Raw genomic sequence first — 21,025 nt, forward strand, 5'->3', positions numbered from 1 at the left:
TTTCCTCCACACTTGTTAATGGACACGTGCACGACTTAAATCTTGATGTAAATAATTTGAAAATTCCTGGAAGGTTGGGTATCCACCTTGTTTAGTAATTATCCCATCAACTATGGTTATGGGTAAAATCTCAATTCCATATTTTTCTAGCAACGCCTGTATCTGATGATTACGAGCAAAAGCATCTGGATTTTGAGTGAGATTTCTACGGATAATTAGGTTCTTACCATTTGCATTAACATGTCGTTGAATCGCAGTTGTTTGAACTAATATTTTATTTACGCTAGGCCCACACACACCGGTTGCACAACACATTGCTTCTTCAAATATTTGAATTTTAACCATAATTTACCTCGCTGATTAAACGATGAAAACGTTCAAACTCTTCTTATACCTGTGTATAATCACGAAAATAGCTGGCTGCTAAATTGTTTAAAACTAATTTGAATCATAATAAACCAGCCTTCCTTAGCCGAAAATACTTAACGATAACCATAAGCCGCATAACGTAATAAACAAAACTGGAATTGTGATCGTGATACCAATTTTAAAATAAGTTCCCCAAGCAATTTTAACGCCTTTTTGCCCCAAAACATGTAACCACACTAAGGTAGCTAGTGAACCGATCGGTGTGATCTTTGGTCCTAGATCAGAACCAATAATGTTTGCATAAACTAAGGCTTGATGCATTAGTCCTGATACATTGGCGCCTTTGATCGACAAGGCATTGATCATGACTGTTGGCATATTATTCATCGCTGATGATAGGAACGCTGCCAAGTACCCCATGCCCATAGTTGCTACGAAGCGGCCGCCAGTGGCCATTTTAGCAATCACATTGGCAAGTAGCGCCGTTAAACCGACATTTTGCAGTCCATAAACCACCACATACATCCCCAGCGAAAAGAAGACGATGTTCCATGGTGCGCCTTTAATGACTGCCCGCGTGTCAACTTGCGGGCTTTGTTGCCCGACCAACAAGAAAATCAAGGCGATCGTCAAGGCAATAAATGAGACCGGAATATTTAGAAAACTGCTGCTAAAGTAGCCGATCAATAGCGCCGCCAAAACGACCCAAGAAAATTTAAATAACCGTTGATCCTTGATTGCCGATTTTGGTTCAGCGACTTGGCTGACATCATAATGTTTGGGTAGCGCTTTGCGGAAATATAAGTATAAAATACTGATACTAGCAACTAGGGAGAACAAATCCGGGAGCCACATTCTCAGTGCATATTCGGAAAACGTAATTCCGAAAAAGTCGGCAGAGACAATATTAACTAGATTACTGACGACTAAAGGTAATGAGGTGGCATCGGCAATAAAGCCACTGGCTATAATAAACGGAAAAACCTTTTTTTCATCAAAATGTAACGCACGGACCATGGCTAAAACAATCGGGGTCAAGATCAACGCGGCGCCATCATTGGCAAAAAGTGCCGCCACGATCGCACCTAAAACGGCAATTAAAACGAACATCCGTACGCCATTGCCTTTAGCCAACCGCGCCATATGCAAAGCGGCCCATTCGAAAAAGCCGATTTCATCTAAAATCAATGAGATCAAAATAATCGCGACAAACGATAAAGTGGCGTTCCAAACGATTCCCGTAACGGTGCCCACATCTTGAAGCGTGACGACCCGAAATAATAGTGCCAGTAATGCGCCACCAATTGCAGTCCAGCCGATCGATAACCCTTTAGGCTGCCAGATAACAAATAGTAACGTGAGTAAAAATATAAAAACGGCTAAAAAAACTTGCATAATTCCCTCCAACGACCAAAATCAGGGTACCACTACCCTGATCAGTTGATTTTTATTTAAATAGTTAATAAAGTTTGTTCAAAATTAGGCTGCCATTGTTCCACCGCAAAATGATCGGCCGAAATGGCTTTGACCTTTTCGATCCATTCAACTTCATTTTGGGCGCGCGCCTGTAAACACGGATGCGTAGTTTGTGTGGCTAACATACTTTGGTTGACCAGCCACCAGGTATGCGCGATCTTTGCGCGCTTCAAGTCTTCATTAAGCCGCATTGATTCGTAGACCGGCGTGGTTTCTGGCAAAGTCACCATCACGATCTCAGTCTGAGCGGAATCTTGTAATCTTGGTAGTAGCTCAATAATGGCCTGTGGCACATCACCGGCCGTACGTTGCACTTCCTTAGCATAGCTTTGCGTTGAATCCAGCAGTAACAAAGTATGCCCAGTTGGCGCAGTATCGATCACCACCACATCGCTGTCATTTTGCGCTACAATATTGGCAAAAGCGCGGAAAACAGCAATTTCTTGCGTGCAGGGTGACCGTAGATCTTCGGCGACGTAATCGACGTCAGCCGACTTCATAGTCTGCCGTGCCACGGCTAACACTTCGGCTTGATAATCCTGCAACACCTGTTGTTCGTCAATATGACTGATTGTAACTGCTGGATCATCTGTTTTAAAAAAATCAAGATGATCGGCGGGATCAGTGGTCGCTAAGTGTACCGTTTTATGTTGGGCGACCAGCTTTTGCGTAATTTGGACCGCAACCGTTGTTTTACCGACACCGCCTTTACCCATTGTAAAAATGATTTTTTTATTTGTTTTGATCAAATCAGCAACAATCCGATCTAAGGCGGGATAATTATTGTTTAGTGGCAGGTAGGTCGCCAATACCGGTTGTTCCGCTTGTAAAACTAAACGCAATTTATCTAGGCCAGTCACATTATAGGCCCGTAATGGGACCTCATATTGGGTAAATTCCTTTAAAATCGCCGGCATCTGTTGTAGATCGGCTTGTTGTTGCGTATAAATAGCTTGCGAGGCTTGATCCGCTGGTGCTTTAAGCGTCCCGTTAATGATCAATTGTTGATTTTGTATCCCGATTGCAGCTAGTTCCTGGGCCGCCCGGGCCGCCTCAAGTAACGCTGCTTTTTGTGGTCGTGTGACTAACATTAAGGTGGTTAACTCGCTATTACTCAGTGTTGCTACGGCCTTGGCGTAAACGGCCTTTTTATCACCCATGCCTGCTAATTGACCAAGACAAGAAGCACCGCGATCATTTTCAGCTAAATAATTATTCCACGCCGCTGGTAGCTGTAACATTCGTAAGGCATGACCAGTCGGTGCTGTATCAAAAATAATATAATCAAAACGCTGGTCGATCGTCGGATCAGTTAGGAAATTGGCAAACTCATTAAACGAAGCAATCTCGACGGTACAAAAGCCGGATAGTTGTTCTTCCATGTTTTTAACTGCAGCATCAGGCAATACCCCGCGGTAAGGGCCAACAACACTTTCCCGGTACTCACCAGCAGCTGTCACCGGATCGAAATTAGCGGCAAATAGGCGGGGTACCCCTTTGATTGCCTGTGGTTTATTAGTTAATTCCGTATTGAAAACGTCTTGTAAATTACTGGCTGGATCGGTGGAAACCAACATAACTTGCTTACCTGCATCGGCTAAATTGATTGCCGTGGCGCTGGCCGTTGTCGTTTTTCCCACGCCGCCTTTACCAGTAAAAAACAAGTAATGCGTTAAATGTGCTTTTTGTGGATGATAGTCTTGCATTGTTTCCTCCTTAATTATATAGATGATTATCTATATGTTGTCCAAAAAGAAATGGCCGTGCCATCTCTTAGCTTAAGTAAAATCAGCAACAGCCACTAGCGCCGCCACAGCAACCGCCTGACTGCTTAGCCGGCACAAAAACCAGTCCCGTATAGTCAGATAACTCGTCAATAGTTGGATAATCGCCTGTCTTAACAATCTGTCCATCAACAACCGTAATTGGCAAGACGGCATCGGGGTCATCCTTGATTGCTGCTAAAATATCGGCCCGTTCGCTAAACACGTCAGGATTATTACTGAGATTGTAACGATCGGCTTCAATCGTTTTAACGCCTTGTAGAGCATCAAATGCCGATGTGATCATTAAGAGATCCTGATTGACCGATGGGCCACAAACTCCAGTAGAACAACACATTGCTGGTTCAAATAATTCAATTTTTTTCATTAGTAATAACAACCTCTCTGGAAGCGCACGCTTCACAATCTGCATCGTGACAGGCACATTGATTATCGCTGGATAATAATTGTGCCGTGTCTTGTTTAAAGGCCGATATGAACTCAGCTTGTAGGGTATAGTGCTGCCATTTACCTTCTTTACGTGCAGCAACGATACCAGCATTTTGCAATACTTTCATATGATGAGATAAAGTCGGTTGTGAAAAATCAAAATGCTCTAAAATATCGCAGGCACACAAAGAACCACAAGAAAGTAGATCGATAATTTTCAAACGAGATGAATTAGCCATTGCTTTAAGCATTTGAACATATTTTTGATAGTCCATTGTAAGCCCCTTTATAAGTTATGACTGTTAGATTATATATAGGCACTTGTTCATGTGTATAACATAGACCATTGTCTATGTAACAGTCAAGCTTTATTTTAAATTGATATAGCATTAATCAACAAAGCTTTGATTCTAGTTTAGGTCAATTGCATTAGTGGCCGTTAAATCAGCTCTCAATATTTCATTGGATCAGAGTAGATTTGGAGTCAATTCTGAACTTCTCGCCATCTAAGACAGTCATCAATGAAACTGGTCTAGTAAATGTTAAAAGCAGCTGTTTCAAATTAGCTATCACCACCGCCACATCGACCCGAACCGTAATGGTCTCTGCTGTGCGGTTCAATTCTAGGTCGAGGCCGAGCGTACCTTTGATGAACGCAAACTCTCGCCCGATTTCACCGCGTCGGTTCTTCGCACTTTGATCTTCGCGTCTCTGTGCGGCGTCAACGTGCTTAGGCCTGCGACCTAAGGGGGGACCACTTAACCGAATACCTAAATTGCTGCGCATCACTTTGACGATAAACCATAATTATACCTCCACTAGTACCACTAGAAATGTAAAGGAAATCTTGGAAAACTGGAAAATTCATATGCATTTATTATACGATAATAACGCAGAGATTAACCGGCGTTATTAGCTTGGACAATTTATTCAACTGCCACTATACTAGGACATGCTGGACGATGGTTTACTGCTGCGGTATACGTAGGAATTGGCTGTTTTATTCTGTTGGAGAGTGGGACTATTACGCACTTCTTTGAATAATCAGATTGCCTTATGCAAATATCTTGTCGCATACATCCCTAGAAGAACTAAGACATATGCATAACAGATACCCAGTCATCGTGGTGACTTATTTCCTGCACTTGCTCAAAAGACTTGATTGTGTGATTATACGACCAGAGCAACGACGATACCCGGCACGACCTGCTACGCCAGTTTCAGCGTGAGGTCGTGCCGGGTATTTTGCTTTTAGATGCCGTCGGTTATTATCCAGTTGTTGCTTTGCTTGGAGAGGGTCAGAGTGTACTGCGATACTTGGCTCATATTGTTGTCAGTGTCGAGATACTTCACAGATAAGGTGACGGTTAGGCCGTTCTTAGTCTGCTTAAAGATTGGATCTAGAAGTTCCACGAACTTGAGGTTACGTTCGATTGGGTGCGTACCGTTTTTGACGTAATACTTGAGTTCGTTACGATCGCTTTGCGGATATAGAGCAAAGAACGTCTTGAGAAACCTGGTTACGTCGTCTGTGGTGCTACTGTCTACCGAGTTATTAGATTGCGCATCAGGAAGCTTGATACGTGCCGTCGCCGGTTCAGCTGCGATGGTCGGATTCCTGGTGACCACCATATCGCCGCTGCTATCTTGCATGACGTTAATGGTGTAAGTGCTGGTCACAGATTTCTTGTCTTTGCCTTTGGTGAGGTCTTGTTTCACCGTGAATAGCACGCGGAATGTGTCTTTAGCTGTCTTGCTCACGTCCCAGACCTTGACCTCACTCACTATGGCAGTCGTGGGAATATCGCTTCGCACGGTATCGGTGTTCAGTGATTGCAGTTGTTCCACCAGATACGGCTGCAAAGCTTTCTGCCGCTGGTCTAGTGCTTCATGGCTGGGTTGCCACGAATAGTAGAGCTTAGCGAAGTCGGTGGTGAATGTCGCCAAGGCATGCGTGTCGATCACCTTGGTCTTAATTACTTGGACTTCATGCACCGTGTGGGTGTCGATGGCGGTCATGTTCTTGTAGACGCCGAAGCTGGTGCTACCGATCAAGACTGCCCAGCAAAGCAGTGTGACCGGACGGCGCAAGCCACGGTGCTTAATTTTAGGTGGCTTTGGCGCGGCTGGCTTCTTTTTGAACCAGCCGTTCTTTTGGGTTTTGTCTTTACTCAAGGTTCGTTCACCTTGTCCTTTCTAATTTCGTAACAGCGATAAAAGTCATCGTAAATATCGAGAAAACGCACGAACAGGCGTTGCAGCGAGATTCGCTTGTAGCCTTCATAGTCGGTTTCGATATACTGACCGAGTTCACGGTCGTTGTTGAAATATTCTTCGGCCAAGTAGCGTTCGCGGTCGAGGATATACTTGCGGTCTTCTGGGGCGAACACTTTGCCTTTGAGCCATTGATCAACGGCTACTTCATGCGCGACAGCGAGGCGATACTCGCGCCGGTGCCCGTACTTCATTTCCGGCATCCGGTCAACGAAGCGGTCGAGAACGTGGCACAGGTCGTCAGTATTGGGTAGGCGTTGTTTGAAGAACTTGATGCGTTCCCATTCGCCTGACGCAAAGTCTAGTTCCTTATTGCGTAATGCACGGTTGTCACCGAATTTGAGATCGACGTGCGCTTTTTGTAGTGCATCGTCATAGGTGTTGGTGATGAGATCCATCCAGTCAAAATAACCGATACCGTTTTGATCCATTATCTTCACCTACTTCTTCACACGCCCGGCGCCGATCAGGTGGGCTTGCCAGTAACTTGAGTTCAAGTCGGCATAGCCAAGCGGGTCGCCCGCATTGTACATTTTCATGCCGCCGACATAGATTCCAACGTGGGTCACATAGTCGGCGGTATCGTAGGTTGAGTGGAAGAACACGAGGTCGCCGGGCTTGGCGTCTTTGATATTCAGGTGTGCCGTGGCGTCGTATTGTGCTTGTGCGGTGCGGGGGAGTTTGATCCCAGCTTTGCCGTAGCACCAACTGGTCAGCCCGGAACAGTCAAAGCCCGTTGTTGGCGTTGAGCCACCGAAGACATAGCGAGTGCCTTGATATTTGAGCGCCTCATCCATGATCGCTTGCACCGTTTTGTCGTCGAATTTCGCACCACCTGTGACAAGGTATTGCGAGATGACCGACACGTAGTACATGTTCCCATAGGCATAGCGCCAACCATCCTTAGCAACCGCGTTGGTGTAGGTGACTTTCTTACCACCAGATTTTTCTTTAGCAAAAGATGTTGCCAGCTCAAGCGTGTACTTTTTGCCGTGCTTAGCAACGTAGTCAATAAAGCTGCCACCATAGTTGTAGCTTTGAATTGCAGTGTTGAGATCCACGCCCGCAGCTTTCATGCTTTTTAACAGCGAAGCGAAATATTTCACGCCTTGCTTGATGGATGCTTCGGTATCTAGCGTATTGACCGGCAGTCCCAGCGATTCACTAGCTTGCATCACGTCGCCACCCTTGCCGCCAGATTCGACCTGCATGATGGCGAGTATCACCATCATTTGGTCTGAAATGCCGAACTCTTTACAATACTTTTCGACCGTCAGCTTATGCTTGTAAACTTCAGCGGATAAGTTCATCGCGTCGGCTGTGATCGCAGAGGCAGGCTGGTCTTCGTCGTCATCAGAGGCAATGACCGCAAAAAACAGACCGCCGATCAACAGTATCGGGAGTGCGGCAAGCGCTAACCAGCGCCAGAGTTTCATCGCTTCTTATGCCCCTTAGCCTTTTTGATCCGCTGTGGCTTGGGGTTGCGTGGCTTGGCTGGCTTTTCGGAAACGAGGGTCAGGGATTTCTTGGTTTTATCTGTTGGCGGAGTAGGTTCTTGGTGCGGTTTGATGGTGGGTTCTGCTTGTGGTTTCGTGACTGGCCGCGGAGGCCGAGTTGAAGTTGGCTTTGTTGCAGCGCGCTTTGTTTTGTCGCTGACACTGCCTGATTTGGTAGGTGTGTCAGTAGTTGCCTTACGAGTTGGTTCACCCGATGTCTTGGCAGCCGTTGATTTTGGTTTATCGGAATCAGTTTTCGGCTTGATTGCGAGCTTGCGTTCTTGCATTTGCTTACGCCGCTGCTCAAGCTGTTTGTTACGTTCCTGTTGGTTCGCCTCGCGCCGACCTTTGAAGCTATCCTTAGTGGTTTCGGCGGCGTCCTTAGTCAGTTGTTTACCTCGATGAAGACCATACAAAACGTTGGTTGGTGCGTCCTTCACCTGATCGAGGCCACGTTTGGTCTTGTCTTTGAGCTTGTTACCGACATCAGATACATCCGCAAGTTTCTCACCCAGTCGTTGGCTGCGTGGCTTCTTGGGTTGTTGCGGCTTGGCAGCGTCCGCAGTTTGCTCGCGTTGCGTGCCAGCTGGGAGTTGCGGTTTTTGCGGCATTCCGCGCCCCTTACCGTAGCCTCGCGACAGGAAGCGCCCTGCCATCGCGCCACCCATTGCACTACCAACGAACTGCCGAAGCATTCGGTTCCCACGGCGCGAGAAACGTTGTGCGCCTTGTTGTGCGTCAGAGCTGTGGAGCTGCATCATGCCCATCAAGTCGCCGAGCTTCATCCAGATACCGGCGAAGATAGTGACTTGCAGGAAGGCCACGAGGAAAAACGGCGAGGTAGCCGACAATCCGTAGACCATTGCCGATAGCGAGAATGCCATCGTGATTACAAGAGTCACGCCTACGCGCGTCATGATCGTGTTGAACAACTTCATGATGTTTTGCTTCATCAATCCGTTAAACGACGGTAACATGGCGAGCAAGAATGACACTGGTAGGAACGTCGCGTAGATGATAAAGAGTATCTGGCTGAACAGCATCATCGCGGTCAAGAAGAAGACGAACAAGGTGATCGCGATATTGAACAAGACAACAAAGGTCGTGGTACCAAGTCGATTGATCGTCATGGTTGGCGAGAGATTCTCGTTGTCATTGTCTTCAATTTCAGCTTTCACCACGTCGGTGCGCGTTTTACCCTTGTCCCCGAATGGGTTAGTCTTCATCAGCTTGTTCACGCGGTCTTTGCCAACCGTATCAGCGTCGCTGTCACCGAACTGCAATAGCGTCCACGGCTGCTTCACTTGAATCTCAAAGAGGGTATCGCGGATTGCATCGACGCCTGATTTATCGGTGGCTGTATCAGTACCCATGATCATCTTGGAGCCGGTGTTGAGCGCACTGGTACTGATGTCAGAACTGAACCCGTTGATCTTGCTCACGTAGTCTGGGGCATAGGCGATAAAGCTGGCTGACGTAATGAAAATCACCACGAAGTTGACGATCGCCGAGATGGCTTTGGAGGTCTCACGCTTGATGATGCCGGTGTAAGCCACATAGATACCGACAACTAGCGTAATCATCAAAAGCATTCCGGGATAAAAGCCGTCGGTGGTGAAGCCATCTTTTGACACGCCGGCCAAGAGCTGCATGTTCTTTCCGATCGCGTCAGACGTATCTTTGATGAAGTCTAGCGAATAGGCTTGCTGAATCAAGTAGCCCGCAGCGTTTGACAGGTAGACCGAGAGTGTCCATAAAAAGTTGGTGATGGCATACAACCCGTAGCTCACGGATTTACCGATACCGTCGCCCCAATTCCAAGGCAACCAGTCCCAAGACGTATCGACGAAGTAGTCAAGCTGGTAGTGCGATAACGGGTACTTGGAATATTCGTTAGTGCCGCCAGATTGATCGTCTACCAGCCCTGCTGCGTGTACTGGTTGCCCACCGGCAGGTACCAGTACCAACATGAATCCCGCGACAACACCGAGGAACAGCAGAAGCCGCCGACGGTTAGCTTTCGTCATCAGCGATCACCTCCACGGGTTTCGGTGGCCGAGTGTCAAAAGCATGGTGCAGGTGTTCAAAGATATAGTCGAAGTGCAGCACGCCGACGTGTCCCCAGATGTCTTGGAACAAACACTCCCCGTTGTCTAGTGAACGGAGCCGGTTCTGATTACCTTCGTCTTCGGCATCAAGGCCAAAGAAGTTCAGCGTGTTCTTGATTTCCGTAATATCGGTACTACGGAAGGCAAACTTCTGGGCTATATTGTTCTTCATCTTTTCGTCGAGTAAGTCGTCCGCATTTTGAGTGACGAGGTAAACCCCGGCATTCATCGAGCGACCTTCACGAATCAGCTTCATCGACAGGGCTTTGCCTTGTGCCACGTTGAGAAATGCCCAGGCTTCGTCCAAGTCCACGATCTTGAACTGGGCGCGGTCTTGGTGAATGAAGTCGATGGCAAAGGTACTGATAATCATGAGCATGGCGACGGACAGCATTTCCGCAGTGATGTATTCTTCCTGCGTCTTGTCGGCGTCCGGCAGCACTAAGTCTGCGATTTGCACGATGTTGATCTTGCGGTCAAGCGCGATTGTCCGACGCGCCGTTCCGTCAGAGAACAGCAATGCCGCAAAGTCGTAGTCCGTAAAGGATTCGATATGATCGGCGATGTTGCGTGCGATTGGCGTGTCTTCGCGGCGTAGTTCATCAATGACTTTCAACAGTCCCGGTTCGGGCGCTTGTGTTACCGCGCGAATCGCTTTGCGCAGCGTCGGGAAGCGGTCGGCATCACGGCTTGAGATCCCCGTGAGGAAAGTCAGGGTATCAACGGCCAGCGATTCCGAATCTTTCAAGTTGGACAAGATGATATAAGGGTCAAGTAGCCCGCGGTTTTGTTCTTCACTGGTCAGGTTGACGATGTTGATTTGATCTTCCATAAAGTCGAGGTTCTCCGCCCAGCCGGTACGTTCTGACTTCGGGTCAAGAATCAATGCCTGCGCCCCGTAAAGAACAGCGTAGTAGACAAGCAAGTTGTTGGAGAAGGACTTCCCACCGCCTAGTGAGCCAAGAAAGGCTGCGGATAAGGCATTGGTGACAGTCCCCTTGATACCTTGCGCGGCAATGTCGGGTTGCAAGTAGACGTTCCTCCCGGTGTCCACGTTGTACCCGATGTAGATACCTTCCTTTTCACCAAGTGATTGCGTCGCACCAAAACCTAGTGAGGCGATGAAGTCGCTGGTCACATATTGGATATAGTCGTTGATATAACGCTTGGAAGCTGGGATAAACTCACTGTGTAGCCCCAGCATGTCGCCGAATGGTCGCACGAGTTTGACGTTGAGGCTGTCGTAGAAGTCGAGTAGCTGATCAGCGCGACGCTTCATTTCGTCTTCACTGCGACCAGCAACGCGAATGACGTAGCTGATCTTGTACATCGCGTCCTTAGTCTGATCGAGGTTGCTTTCAAGCTCATCGACGGAATCCAAGGCATCGCTGACGCCGCGTGTGGTTTCGTTGCCGGACTGGTAGGCGTGTTCGTCCAAGTCCTTAAGTTCCTTCTTCTTGTTGCGGACCTTGGTCAGCGCCTTCTTGTTGGTCACAATCTCAACGTTCAAGCTGGTGTCGATGGGAAAGTCGAACTGGCTTTGCTGGAAGTAGAAGATCTCGCTGCCGGGAAATTCGAGTTCACCCACGATGTCGGAAAGCGTCAGGTACGTCACGTAACTCGCATCCAATCCGTGAGTGATCTTGATTGAGCGTTGGTACTGCTCAATCAGTGAGCGGGTTGGCTTGATCAAATCATAGCGCTTGATGATCGTGTCGCGCTTAGACTTCTTTTGGGGCAAGTGGTACTCATAGTCGTCGTAGTCCTGACCCGTCATGCCGTAAAGATGCTCCAGCAAGTAGCCAAAGTCGTCTTTGTCGAGTGGCCGCACTTTGAAGCGCCGACCGATCTTCTCGGAGAGAAATTTTGCGGACTTGGCGTAACGTTCTACTTCGGCATTATTCATGGTGAAGAAGTCCCCAGCAAACGTCGTGTTGAACTCGGCAAAGAAGTCCCGAATGCCCAAGGACATATCCTTAAAGATGGACTTAGCGGTGACTTCCGCGTCGTTCAGCAGTAGCTTAAAGCCGATGAAGAAGCGGTAGTCCACTTGGTTGTCCCCGACGTTTTCAGTCAATGCCTCGGCTTGGCCGTCGATATGCTGAAAAGCGATGTCTTTGAGCGTTCCCTTGACTAACTTCTTCGAGCGGTCGAGGGTGTCCCAGACACTGGCTTCGGTGGCGAGCTGTAATAAATGGAGCTTACCGTCACGGTTCTGGGAAATCAGTTGACGGAAGTTCTCATGGACTTGTTGCTTCTGTTCGGGTGACAGAAAACTGTAATTGTAAGGGACTAGTTCAAAATAGGCGAAACACTCCCCGTCAGTGTTCCAGACGAGATTGTCTTCGATATACTTAATTGGAAATTTCATTGTTGTACCTCCAAACGTAGGTCACAGCGGCGGTTTGTTTGGCCTTTTGCGACTTCACGGGCTTACCAGCATAGGTGAGCTTCGGAGTGATGGCGTAGTTAATCACCGACCGCAAGAATCCCATTGGCTTCTTGTTGTCGAAGGTCTTTTGGCTCATGAACCACGTTAACCCTGCAGGAATGCCAACGTACTTGAGAAATACGCCGTCAATGAATGACAGAGGCGGTAAGTCGCCCAGCAGCATGACCGTAAACAGACTGACAATGAACCACGTCATTTGCGTAAACGTAATTGGAAATGGCAGTTGCAGGTCGTTGATGGCGTACAGCACTTTTTCCACCGACCAGATGCTGGTGTAGGATCTGACTTTCTTCATGTGCTCTCCTTTCGTAGTGAGATAAAAGGACTGACGCCTTTTGCAGCGCCAGCCCAGAGAGTTAGTCTAATAATTGGTAGATGCCGTAAGGTGTTTCAACGAAACCTCCTTCAATTTCGAGGTCACGTCCGACCTTGGCATAGTCGATATAGTTTTCGACTTGTGGCGGAATGTCGCCGAACCAGCCTTCGTTAGCCAGTTCTTCGGCCAACTCCGTCATGTTCGCAACGTGATAACAGGCGATGTCATCCTTGTGTGCAGCGAGTTCGATTACGTTGTCGTACCACTCGCCGATCAGCGCTTTGATGGCCGGATAAATCTCGGTACCTTTCAATGCTTCAACGGCTGCGGCAGCCTCGTTGATCTCACCAATCGCTGAATACTCACTAAAGACAACGGGGCCTTCGTAGTCCTGAACCATGTATTCTTCGTACTGGTCGTTCAGTCCTAGCTTTTCAGCGAGTTCTTCGTTGTTGATTGGTGGCGTGAACCAGGCGCCGATAATCTCGCCTTCGTTATACTTGCCAAGATTGGCAATAAATACTTTGATGTCGTCCATAGGCTAAGCCCCCATGACGCGATTGAACAGATTCAGCAACACGTCTTTAACCCCAGCGGTATTGAATACCAACCCCACGGCGATGATCGCAATGACCAAAAAGCCGATCAACTTGGAGAACTCGCGCTTGAAGCCAAGGTAAACCCCGATAATGGCGATTGCCATCAGTACCAAGCTCTGTGCGTTGGAGGTGAACCAGTTAAACAAGTTTTGTCCGAAATTCATAATAATCATCCTTTGATTTTTAGTTTTGTGACCAGGGCTCCTTTCAAATATGCCGCTGTTTTGGCGCGGTCAGCGGCGACCGGATTGTGAGTGATAAATCAGAATAGTTCAGTTTGCGTAGCATGATGTTGCTTGATTCGGTCGTTAGCACGCCGCCAGTATTCTTCGCTAATTTCATAGCCGATGAAGCGGCGATCAGTATCCATTGCCGCAATTGCGGTAGTACCAGACCCTATACAGTTATCCAGCACAATCTCGCCGGGCTGGGTGTAAGTCTTGATGAGATAGGCAAAAAGATCGACGGGCTTTTGTGTCGGGTGCCAGCCGGTGCGATCAGACTTGTAGTTGAGCACGTCAGATGGGTAGTTTGTCCACTCTTGCGTATAGCTATCAGGCGCGTTCCACGGGTGCAGCTGGTTGGTCTTCTCATACTTGCGTGAGTTGACGGTTTTGTTATAGGGGAGCAGCCCTTGAGGAAAGTAGTTCATGCCTTTGGTATCAGGGGAGTTACCAAAGTTGGCCGTGCCCGACTTGGAGAAGACAAGAATCTCCTCGAACCGGGATAGCGGACGGTTCTTGGCATTGACGAAGTTGGTGACAGTATTCTTGACCCAGACCCACTTGTAGCGGTACAAGGCCGGGTTTGATTGTACTAAGTCTGCAGAGAACCGTTCAGTTGCAGTGAGCACGATTGCGCCTTGAGGTTTGATGAGCCGTTCGTATTGACCCCAGAGATGGGCAAACGGGATCACCTTGTCCCAAGCGTTAGCTGTGGTGCCATACGGCAAGTCGCACAGGATCATGTCGATGGAGGCTGTCGGTAAGTCCGCCATGCCTTCCAGACACTCGCGATTGTAGATGACGTCGAGTTCGATTGCGTTGATACTCCTTTAGTTAAATTTGTGACCATCACTCCTTTTCGAATTGCGATTGTTTTGGCACGGTCAATCGCGACCAAGTTGATTAATCGAAAAATAGTTCTTCGACCGGTGCAGTGAACACCGGCCATCCCGAATCTTCGGCAGTTTGGTAAAGCAGTCTGCGTAGTTCGCCGTAATTCAAGGCGCGCCCATCACGACCAATCAGGGCCGACGGGTGTTTTTGTTGCTGGTGCCGCCAAGCGATGTAGTCTTGTGCCGTGAAGCCAAAACTGTTCATGTCGCAAATGCGCCGGTACTTCTTGTGCTCGACGACACCGACTAGCGCCGCCTTATAGACGTACACGTTTAGCACACAGTCTTTGAATGCCTTGCCGTGCAGCGGGTGGGAAGCCAGCACGTCATTGACCAAACATGTCACCTCCTAATTCCTCGCTACCGACGGTCTGTTGCTCAATCAGCTTGAGGTGCTTGTCGGTCAGCTTGGCGTCTTTGATCATGAGTTGCAAGTCAGTGGTACCAAAGTAGTCGTCGATTTTCTTGATGACCTTGAGCGTGGGCATGACTTGTTTTTGAAGCCATGCTTTGGTCTTGTTCAGGTCGAAGGGCTGGGGTGCAGTAGTTAGGCGGATTGGTTGGCGTCCTTTACCAAGGAAATATGCCCAGCGTTCGTTAAGCGGCCACTTGAGGCGGCTTTTGTCCGGAACAACATCCACAAAGCGCATGTAGCGGGTGATAATGCCAAATGCGACCTTTTCGGCGTCACGGGTAATCAGCATGCTCTCAATCGCCTTGATTGCCCGCTCGTTTTTCAAACGAATCTCAAAGCGGTTGATGATCGGGGTGTCGGCAATGGCAATTCCGCGCTTGGCAGCTTGTTCGGCGGCCTTTTCGTAGATGCAGAAATACACGTCGCTTTTCATCGTGCCAACGTATAGTGTGTTGCCCCGGCCAGCCTCGTCGAGATCCACGAGCTTACCTGATTGCAGCCCTTGGAACGACCGCATGACCGAGATGCACTCATTGTTCAAACACTTATCGACCAGCTCTGGAATACTTAGCAAGCCAACCATGTCGTTAATCGCAATATCGACCCGTTTGAAAATGCCGCCAGCTTCATCGACCCGAAGGAAGTAGTCGTACCAGTTCTCACCGTGACTAAGCAGAATCCCCTCAAACTCCCTGCAGCCTTGGCCTTTCATTTCGACCAGAGTGCCGAGGTTGGAGCCGACCGGTGCCACCATAATCTGAATGTTAGAGAAGATATACATGGCCGAATAACCGTAGAAGCCGTGTTCCTCAAATATCAGGTGTTCTGGGGTCAGACCGAGAATCTTGGTGATCACGGCCTTGGCGTCATGGGTGGGGAACCGCACGCGCATGTAGTCAAACATCAGCGTCAGTTCTGGCTCATCGTTCCAGTTCTTGAGCAGCCGGTCGATTTCCATTTGCAGCGACGCGCTAGGGTTAGTCTTACCGTTTTCCACTTGGACGTAATGCATTCGCGTGACACCTAAGCGCCGTGCGACTTGAGCTTGTGTCAGTCGTAATCGTTTTCGATGTAGCTTAACTTGTTCATGCCAAGAAACCACATTTTTGCCTCCTTTGATTTTTGGACAAAAAAAGATGGATGCGGGGTGCAATCCATCATTTTGTAACTATTCGATTTAAGCCTGTCATATCAGGCTTTCTACCTTGTGTTCAGGCACAGACGTTGCATTTAATACCCCCCTGTTAGAGTACTGGGGGTAAGCGGTCGGCTGGCGCCGACCGCTGCCACTCACGCTTGCGGCTTTCGCGCTGCACGCCGCGCGTGGCGGCAGTGAGCCACAAAGGAGGCCTATTTGAAACTTTGTTAGGCAGGTTGGGCTATTCTTGCCTCTCAAAAATGAAGTATCATTAAGGCAAAGAATGTATCTACTTTGGGGGAATTGCTGTGCCATTTCGTGAGAAAAAGTTGTTTCGTAGAATCCCGAGTTCTGATCTAAACCAGATATTGACAAAAATCGAGGGAATTAAGCAAATATATGGCGAATATCAGAAGACTTTGATTCACTTTCATTCGCCGGCGTCGCATGATTATCGATTTGTCGACAATTCTAAATATTTGCGACAAGATCAGGCGCGGAGATTGTTTACAAGTTTCGATCAACAGGAGATAGATAAGATTGCTACTGATTTTGGATTATTCAACTTTCCGCGGATTACTCCTGACTATTTAAAGAAGATGGTAGACAACAATCCACTGTTCGAGACAGTCAAGGAACTTGAGGCCTACCTATTGATGGCGATGAAACTGTATCTGGAATCAGTCAAAGTGGCTGTCATCACAGATCACAACACGATAGATGGCTATTATCGGTTTAAAGATGCTATTAGCATTCTAAAAAAATGTTTTCCAAATAGGTCAGTTCCGCAATTGATTTTTGGTGTTGAAATTTCGTGTGGAGATTCATTGCACGTCGTTGGTATTGCAGATAATTCTACTAAGAGTAAACGAATAGTGGCAAAATTTCTCGCCGATAATATTTTAAGTGTTAAGTCTGGAACATATTTGACCTCTTGGGAAGTGATTGAATGGTTTCGAGAAAGGGGATTTATCTCGTATGTGGCACACATCAATACTTCCGACGTATTCAAGTCTGACTACGGAAGTGGTGCATATAAAGAACGCCTCTTTTCTGTTAAAAACATGCAGGTAGTCGGTATTTCTAATGTTCTAACTAAGCAGGCCACCTTGCAGCGCCTGCACAATCACAAGGTAGAGGAACCCGCTGTGTTCCTGGACGAAGATTCACATAGTCTTGATGAGTTGGCTACTAATACTTTCTGGGTTAAAGGACAAGAACCGGATTTTAATATGCTGCGAAATGCAATTGAAGATTCAGATATATCGCTAAAATTTGATCGCCCAGAGTTGCCTAGTGTATTTATAAAAAGTGTCTCGATAGACGGAGATGGCTTTCTTGGAAAAGGAGGAAGTCCATTTTCGGTTTCATTTTCAACGGCGTTGAATTGTATTATTGGCGGGAGAGGAACGGGAAAGAGCACACTGTTGGATTGTGTCAGTTTTGTTTTGTCTCAGCATGTGCGTGATCTTGCACAACTAAAGAATATCTGCAAACAAGGTAGAATTTCGTTAACATTATCAGTTGATGGAAAGGTTTATTACGTTGTCTTTAACCCGGCCATAGAGGGAGTTCGTGAAGATGCATTTATCCGCGGCTATCTATTTGGTGAGGAGCATCAGCTTCAATATTCAGATCGAATGGAAGATCAATTTGATGAAGAAAAGATCACTAAAGCGACCCAAGGAAAAATTCAGATATTTTCCCTACACGATGATGCTATATTTGAGGTGAGTGAAAAAAAGAAGTTCTTCAATCGTGTTTTTCGTTCGTCATACTCTGTGAACGAACTAGTAAAGAAGGCATCAGATCGACACATTACGTCATTCATTGAAAGCCAACTAAATTCAACATCTATGAAGGTTAGCAAGATTCGAACGGCCACTATTGAAAACGATAAGCAATTACGAGAGCAGGCAGGTCGAGTAAAAACGACGTTGAAAAACCATAAAGCAGCCATAGTTGAGAAAATTGCGCGCATCAATTCTGAATCTAATCGGGTTCGCGTAACATACACACAAAAGCCGCTCAGCTCGCAATATTTTGATTGGTCAAGACAATTCGATCCAGATCTGTTTAAGACCTCTAAACGCTGGTTTCAAAATTACAACATTGACGCTGATGGATTGATGGATTTATTTGACAAAGGTTCAGATGAGTTTGGGATAATAGGTCTTTACCTGTTAGTCAGAAATGAGGATGTTGAAAAACTTGGCCCGTTATTGTTGAGCCTTACGACTCCCGTCGGCACACGAGAGATTGATAACTCAATCAAGGAAATTACGACCGAAAATATTAAAGAGGTACTCGGAAAAATTAAGGACAAGATTGTCAGACCAACAAGATTTCATATTTATGATTTGCTGAATCAATATTACAGAAGTGTTGATCAATTTGACCTGGAGTTTGACATCAATAGCTCTGAAAATGATAGCCAAACTACGGTATTCAAGTCTATTTCCGAAATTTCATTGGGTCAAAAAGTAGTAGCGTTATTAGACTTTATTTTCATGTTTGGTGCGGTTAGTGGTGATGTAACGCCACTTCTTCTGGATCAACCGGAGGATAATCTCGATAGTACGTATATATACCGACATTTGGTTGAATCATTGCGTAGACAAAAAGATCATCGCCAAGTTCTAATCGTTACCCACAATTCAACGATTGTGACAAATTCCAAGCCAGAGCAAGTGATATCGTTAAAATCGGATAACAAACATGGATGGGTTGAAAATACTGGCTATCCGACCGAAGCAGAAGTTGTCTTACAAATTGTTAATTTGCTTGAAGGGGGAGTAGCCTCGTTCAAACACAAGGAATTTGTATATAGCCCGATTATTGGAAGCGATAGCAATGGTGCGCCCAGTCATGGTAAGTGAGAACCATGCCGTCGCCAGAAATATCAGCCGTGAACCAGAAGTACACGGGTTTGCCTGATACGGTGCGGTCAGCGGTAAGCTCCAGCCAGTGATCACCTGCTTCCCATGGCTCGATGTAATCGCAAAGCTCCATCAAGGCGTCTTCCGCGTCACTCATTGTCCCAGCTTTGATTGTATTGGCGTAATCTTCTGTAAATTGCATCTTGTTTCTATATTGTGGTGTAATCATTCTTCATCACCTTCATCTGCGACGTTGGTGTAAGTCATGATCAAGCCACCGTCGTCGCCAGTAGTGACGTTGAACCAAAAGCGTTTCGGAAAACGATCGGCGGTCAGTCCGCCGGGAGCGCCCATCCAGATCCGTGAATCCGGGTACTCATGGGCGTGCATTGCCATCCATTGCAGCTGATCTTCCGCGTCTTCGTCAGACTGGAAGGGCACGTTCTCGTGAAAGTCGTTGAGGAATTGCGATCGGTTTTCGATTTTGACATCAGTGCTCATTTGGCACCTCCTGTTCTGTTGGGGTTGCGGGTACGGTATTGGCTGCGGCACCAATTTCGGTGAGGAAATCATAGCCGCGCGGTACTAGCGGTGTGTAAAATTCGGAGATTACGCTGCCGCCAGTGTCCACATAGCCGCGTCCCTTGATTGGTTTTTGGAAAAAATCTTTATTGGTTTCGCCGAACATCATGGAATAGCCTAGCTCACTCATGCGCCCAAGCGCCACGCGAAACATAAACTGATCTCTTATCCCGTCGCCGAGATATTTGGCGTCGGGGCGTTGGCAGGCCAACACGAGAAAGAATCCAGCTTGGCGACCAAGCATGACAATCTGCTTGAGTTTGGACATGACTTGCATGGCATCGCGGCCAAGCATATCCATAAAGGCCACGTATTCGTCAAAAATTAGGAAATGGGCGGGTAGTCCAAGATAGGCGTAGTTCTCGCCGGTCTTGTACCCGTCCATTTGTTTCATTTTGTCGTTGCGCGCCATCATGTCCTGATAGAAGGTTTCAAGTGCACCGAGCATGGCTTCCTTCTTGGCGAAGACTCCAGGCATCACGTCAGCTAGATCGGCTAAGTCTGCATTTTTCGGGTCAAGAATGGTGAGCTGGGCACCGTCTTTCAGCAGGGCTTCAATCAGCGTCAAAATGAAGTAGGTTTTCCCACCACCAGTCCCACCAGCGATTAACATGTGGGGCAGTGCGTCGTAGTGCCAAGCCACAGTTTCCATGAGCTGCATGGAGCCATGTTCACAGGTCACGTCAGCGATGGTAATACGCTTGCCAATGCTGTCGTAAAGCAAGGTGTACTCGACATAAGAATCGTGCAAGATCTTGTCGACCAGTTCACAGTAAAGACCAGCCTCTAACTTCTTTTCCAAGTGCAGGAGCTGATCTTGATAGGAAGACATGACGATTTCAACAGAAACGTGGATCAGCCCGTCTTTGAGCCGGTAGTAGATTTTGGGAAAGTGCGAGATTTTCTCTTTGGTGTGTGTTGAGCCTAAGTCCTTGAAGAAACTCTCACTGTTGGACTGGTCAGTTTGGTACCACTTGTTCTCCATGATCATGCGGGCGAGCTTCTGGCGGTGTTCCATCTGCTTGTAAGAATCCGCAAACCAAGTTCGGTATGCCCACAGTCCAGCACCAAAGAGTAGTGCTGTGCATAAACTGTTAATAATCAGCGGCAGCCATGACCAAGGCAAGGCCACCACGTCCGGCCAATTAAAGAATTTCCAGTTGATTTGTTTTAGCAGCGGCCAATAGGCAATGGCGGCTCCAGTTACCCACAAGCAAACCGCAACGGTCATCGCCGTGTTGTAGAGCAGGTTGCGTTGACGCAGATAGACCCGTGTACCGCGATACGTAAATTTCATTCGTCAATATTTACGCCGTCGTAGCCAATTACAAGTCCAAGTGGGCTACTTGAAACGTTGAAACTAAAGCGCGCGCCTTGGAGATAGGCGTCGGGTTTCGCACACTGCTCGCTGGCTAAAATCAAATCACAAGCATTCATGCCAGCTTGAACCGCGTGATTAGCTGCGTCGATTAAGTTGATGATGACGTCACCGGTGGGTGATGCACCGTTGTCAAAATCAGCGATGTGTTCGTAGTGAAGTTGAAAGTCGTCCAAGTTGACGAGGGTTACTTGATCATTCATAAAAATTCTC

Annotated in this window: 21 protein-coding genes and 1 pseudogene; 1 reads left to right on the top strand and 21 read right to left on the bottom strand. The window is 47.5% G+C overall.

Annotated features, from left to right (window positions below):
* Positions 1-15 precede the first annotated feature (15 nt).
* The 17 genes and pseudogenes from arsD (GN107_RS07045) to GN107_RS07125 all read right to left on the bottom strand — a co-directional run bounded on the left by arsD (GN107_RS07045) (position 16) and on the right by GN107_RS07125 (position 15,937).
* Positions 16-345 carry an arsenite efflux transporter metallochaperone ArsD gene (gene arsD, locus GN107_RS07045; protein WP_107773126.1) on the bottom strand — a complete coding sequence of 110 codons (330 nt, stop codon included), beginning with the start codon at positions 343-345 and terminating at the stop codon, positions 16-18.
* Between the two features lie 123 nt (positions 346-468).
* Positions 469-1,764, bottom strand: coding sequence for an arsenic transporter (locus tag GN107_RS07050; protein ID WP_107773128.1), 1,296 nt, complete (start codon positions 1,762-1,764; stop codon positions 469-471).
* Between the two features lie 56 nt (positions 1,765-1,820).
* Complete coding sequence (gene arsA / locus GN107_RS07055; protein WP_155287023.1) at positions 1,821-3,551, bottom strand: arsenical pump-driving ATPase; 1,731 nt, start codon at positions 3,549-3,551, stop codon at positions 1,821-1,823.
* Positions 3,552-3,633: 82 nt separating this feature from the next.
* Entirely contained in the window at positions 3,634-3,996 is a 363-nt protein-coding gene (arsD, locus tag GN107_RS07060; RefSeq protein WP_125706689.1) for an arsenite efflux transporter metallochaperone ArsD, read from the bottom strand.
* A complete protein-coding gene (locus tag GN107_RS07065; protein ID WP_155287024.1) occupies positions 3,983-4,333 on the bottom strand; it encodes an ArsR/SmtB family transcription factor in 351 nt (116 codons plus the stop codon). The genes arsD (GN107_RS07060) and GN107_RS07065 overlap by 14 nt, the downstream gene beginning before the upstream one ends.
* Positions 4,334-4,517: 184 nt before the next feature.
* A pseudogene (locus tag GN107_RS07070) lies at positions 4,518-4,835 on the bottom strand (transposase); the annotation flags it as partial.
* A 474-nt stretch (positions 4,836-5,309) separates the two neighbouring features.
* Positions 5,310-6,233, bottom strand: coding sequence for a conjugal transfer protein (locus tag GN107_RS07075; protein ID WP_155287025.1), 924 nt, complete (start codon positions 6,231-6,233; stop codon positions 5,310-5,312).
* Positions 6,230-6,763, bottom strand: a complete 534-nt coding sequence (locus GN107_RS07080) for a hypothetical protein (RefSeq protein ID WP_054714498.1) — start codon at positions 6,761-6,763, stop codon at positions 6,230-6,232. Before GN107_RS07080 ends, GN107_RS07075 begins: the two co-directional genes overlap by 4 nt.
* A 9-nt stretch (positions 6,764-6,772) precedes the next feature.
* Positions 6,773-7,768, bottom strand: a complete 996-nt coding sequence (locus GN107_RS07085; RefSeq protein ID WP_056962985.1) for a bifunctional lytic transglycosylase/C40 family peptidase — start codon at positions 7,766-7,768, stop codon at positions 6,773-6,775.
* On the bottom strand, positions 7,765-9,855 hold the full coding sequence (locus GN107_RS07090) for a CD3337/EF1877 family mobilome membrane protein (RefSeq protein ID WP_155287026.1): 2,091 nt from the start codon (positions 9,853-9,855) through the stop codon (positions 7,765-7,767). The genes GN107_RS07085 and GN107_RS07090 overlap by 4 nt, the downstream gene beginning before the upstream one ends.
* Positions 9,842-12,307 (bottom strand): conjugal transfer ATPase TcpF, encoded by a 2,466-nt coding sequence (gene tcpF / locus GN107_RS07095; protein WP_155287027.1) that lies wholly within the window; start codon positions 12,305-12,307, stop codon positions 9,842-9,844. Before tcpF ends, GN107_RS07090 begins: the two co-directional genes overlap by 14 nt.
* Positions 12,291-12,683, bottom strand: coding sequence for a conjugal transfer protein (locus GN107_RS07100; RefSeq protein ID WP_155287028.1), 393 nt, complete (start codon positions 12,681-12,683; stop codon positions 12,291-12,293). Before GN107_RS07100 ends, tcpF begins: the two co-directional genes overlap by 17 nt.
* Before the next feature lie 61 nt (positions 12,684-12,744).
* Positions 12,745-13,242, bottom strand: a complete 498-nt coding sequence (locus tag GN107_RS07105) for an antirestriction protein ArdA (protein ID WP_155287029.1) — start codon at positions 13,240-13,242, stop codon at positions 12,745-12,747.
* Positions 13,243-13,245: 3 nt separating this feature from the next.
* Positions 13,246-13,467 carry a hypothetical protein gene (locus GN107_RS07110; RefSeq protein WP_003606383.1) on the bottom strand — a complete coding sequence of 74 codons (222 nt, stop codon included), beginning with the start codon at positions 13,465-13,467 and terminating at the stop codon, positions 13,246-13,248.
* Positions 13,468-13,565: 98 nt separating this feature from the next.
* On the bottom strand, positions 13,566-14,300 hold the full coding sequence (locus GN107_RS07115) for a DNA-methyltransferase (protein WP_155287030.1): 735 nt from the start codon (positions 14,298-14,300) through the stop codon (positions 13,566-13,568).
* 130 nt (positions 14,301-14,430) lie between these two features.
* Positions 14,431-14,757 (bottom strand): hypothetical protein, encoded by a 327-nt coding sequence (locus GN107_RS07120; RefSeq protein WP_155287031.1) that lies wholly within the window; start codon positions 14,755-14,757, stop codon positions 14,431-14,433.
* Positions 14,747-15,937, bottom strand: a complete 1,191-nt coding sequence (locus GN107_RS07125) for an XRE family transcriptional regulator (RefSeq protein ID WP_155287032.1) — start codon at positions 15,935-15,937, stop codon at positions 14,747-14,749. Before GN107_RS07125 ends, GN107_RS07120 begins: the two co-directional genes overlap by 11 nt.
* A 344-nt stretch (positions 15,938-16,281) precedes the next feature.
* Here GN107_RS07125 and GN107_RS07130 point away from each other — a divergent pair, with 344 nt between their 5' ends.
* Positions 16,282-18,852: a Spaf_1101 family AAA-like ATPase gene (locus GN107_RS07130; RefSeq protein WP_155287033.1), complete on the top strand. Its 2,571-nt coding sequence runs from the start codon at positions 16,282-16,284 to the stop codon at positions 18,850-18,852.
* Here the strand turns inward: GN107_RS07130 and GN107_RS07135 are convergent.
* Genes GN107_RS07135 through GN107_RS07150 form a run of 4 tightly spaced genes read right to left on the bottom strand, consistent with a single transcriptional unit; the run spans position 18,809 to position 21,015 of the window.
* Positions 18,809-19,081 (bottom strand): hypothetical protein, encoded by a 273-nt coding sequence (locus GN107_RS07135; protein WP_155287034.1) that lies wholly within the window; start codon positions 19,079-19,081, stop codon positions 18,809-18,811. The genes GN107_RS07130 and GN107_RS07135 overlap by 44 nt on opposite strands.
* On the bottom strand, positions 19,078-19,353 hold the full coding sequence (locus tag GN107_RS07140; RefSeq protein ID WP_125706703.1) for a hypothetical protein: 276 nt from the start codon (positions 19,351-19,353) through the stop codon (positions 19,078-19,080). The genes GN107_RS07135 and GN107_RS07140 overlap by 4 nt, the downstream gene beginning before the upstream one ends.
* The gene (locus GN107_RS07145) at positions 19,343-20,731 is read right to left on the bottom strand and encodes an FtsK/SpoIIIE domain-containing protein (protein WP_155287035.1); all 1,389 of its coding nucleotides are present in this window, start codon (positions 20,729-20,731) and stop codon (positions 19,343-19,345) included. Before GN107_RS07145 ends, GN107_RS07140 begins: the two co-directional genes overlap by 11 nt.
* Entirely contained in the window at positions 20,728-21,015 is a 288-nt protein-coding gene (locus GN107_RS07150; RefSeq protein ID WP_125706705.1) for a hypothetical protein, read from the bottom strand. Before GN107_RS07150 ends, GN107_RS07145 begins: the two co-directional genes overlap by 4 nt.
* Positions 21,016-21,025 lie beyond the last annotated feature (10 nt).

This window comes from Lacticaseibacillus zhaodongensis, from assembly GCF_009687905.1.
In the GTDB taxonomy this organism is placed as follows: Bacteria; Bacillota; Bacilli; order Lactobacillales; family Lactobacillaceae; genus Lacticaseibacillus; species Lacticaseibacillus zhaodongensis.

Bases quoted from the DNA above. Each gene is read 5' to 3' on its own strand.
- GN107_RS07085 (WP_056962985.1), bottom strand. From the start codon at position 7,768: ATGAAACTCTGGCGCTGGTTAGCGCTTGCCGCACTCCCGATACTGTTG.
- arsD (WP_125706689.1), bottom strand. From the start codon at position 3,996: ATGAAAAAAATTGAATTATTTGAACCAGCAATGTGTTGTTCTACTGGA.
- GN107_RS07135 (WP_155287034.1), bottom strand. From the start codon at position 19,081: ATGATTACACCACAATATAGAAACAAGATGCAATTTACAGAAGATTAC.
- GN107_RS07090 (WP_155287026.1), bottom strand. From the start codon at position 9,855: ATGACGAAAGCTAACCGTCGGCGGCTTCTGCTGTTCCTCGGTGTTGTC.
- GN107_RS07080 (WP_054714498.1), bottom strand. From the start codon at position 6,763: ATGGATCAAAACGGTATCGGTTATTTTGACTGGATGGATCTCATCACC.
- GN107_RS07140 (WP_125706703.1), bottom strand. From the start codon at position 19,353: ATGAGCACTGATGTCAAAATCGAAAACCGATCGCAATTCCTCAACGAC.
- GN107_RS07115 (WP_155287030.1), bottom strand. From the start codon at position 14,300: ATGGCGGACTTACCGACAGCCTCCATCGACATGATCCTGTGCGACTTG.
- GN107_RS07110 (WP_003606383.1), bottom strand. From the start codon at position 13,467: ATGAATTTCGGACAAAACTTGTTTAACTGGTTCACCTCCAACGCACAG.
- arsD (WP_107773126.1), bottom strand. From the start codon at position 345: ATGGTTAAAATTCAAATATTTGAAGAAGCAATGTGTTGTGCAACCGGT.
- GN107_RS07105 (WP_155287029.1), bottom strand. From the start codon at position 13,242: ATGGACGACATCAAAGTATTTATTGCCAATCTTGGCAAGTATAACGAA.
- GN107_RS07145 (WP_155287035.1), bottom strand. From the start codon at position 20,731: ATGAAATTTACGTATCGCGGTACACGGGTCTATCTGCGTCAACGCAAC.
- GN107_RS07150 (WP_125706705.1), bottom strand. From the start codon at position 21,015: ATGAATGATCAAGTAACCCTCGTCAACTTGGACGACTTTCAACTTCAC.
- GN107_RS07065 (WP_155287024.1), bottom strand. From the start codon at position 4,333: ATGGACTATCAAAAATATGTTCAAATGCTTAAAGCAATGGCTAATTCA.
- GN107_RS07050 (WP_107773128.1), bottom strand. From the start codon at position 1,764: ATGCAAGTTTTTTTAGCCGTTTTTATATTTTTACTCACGTTACTATTT.
- tcpF (WP_155287027.1), bottom strand. From the start codon at position 12,307: ATGAAATTTCCAATTAAGTATATCGAAGACAATCTCGTCTGGAACACT.
- arsA (WP_155287023.1), bottom strand. From the start codon at position 3,551: ATGCAAGACTATCATCCACAAAAAGCACATTTAACGCATTACTTGTTT.
- GN107_RS07100 (WP_155287028.1), bottom strand. From the start codon at position 12,683: ATGAAGAAAGTCAGATCCTACACCAGCATCTGGTCGGTGGAAAAAGTG.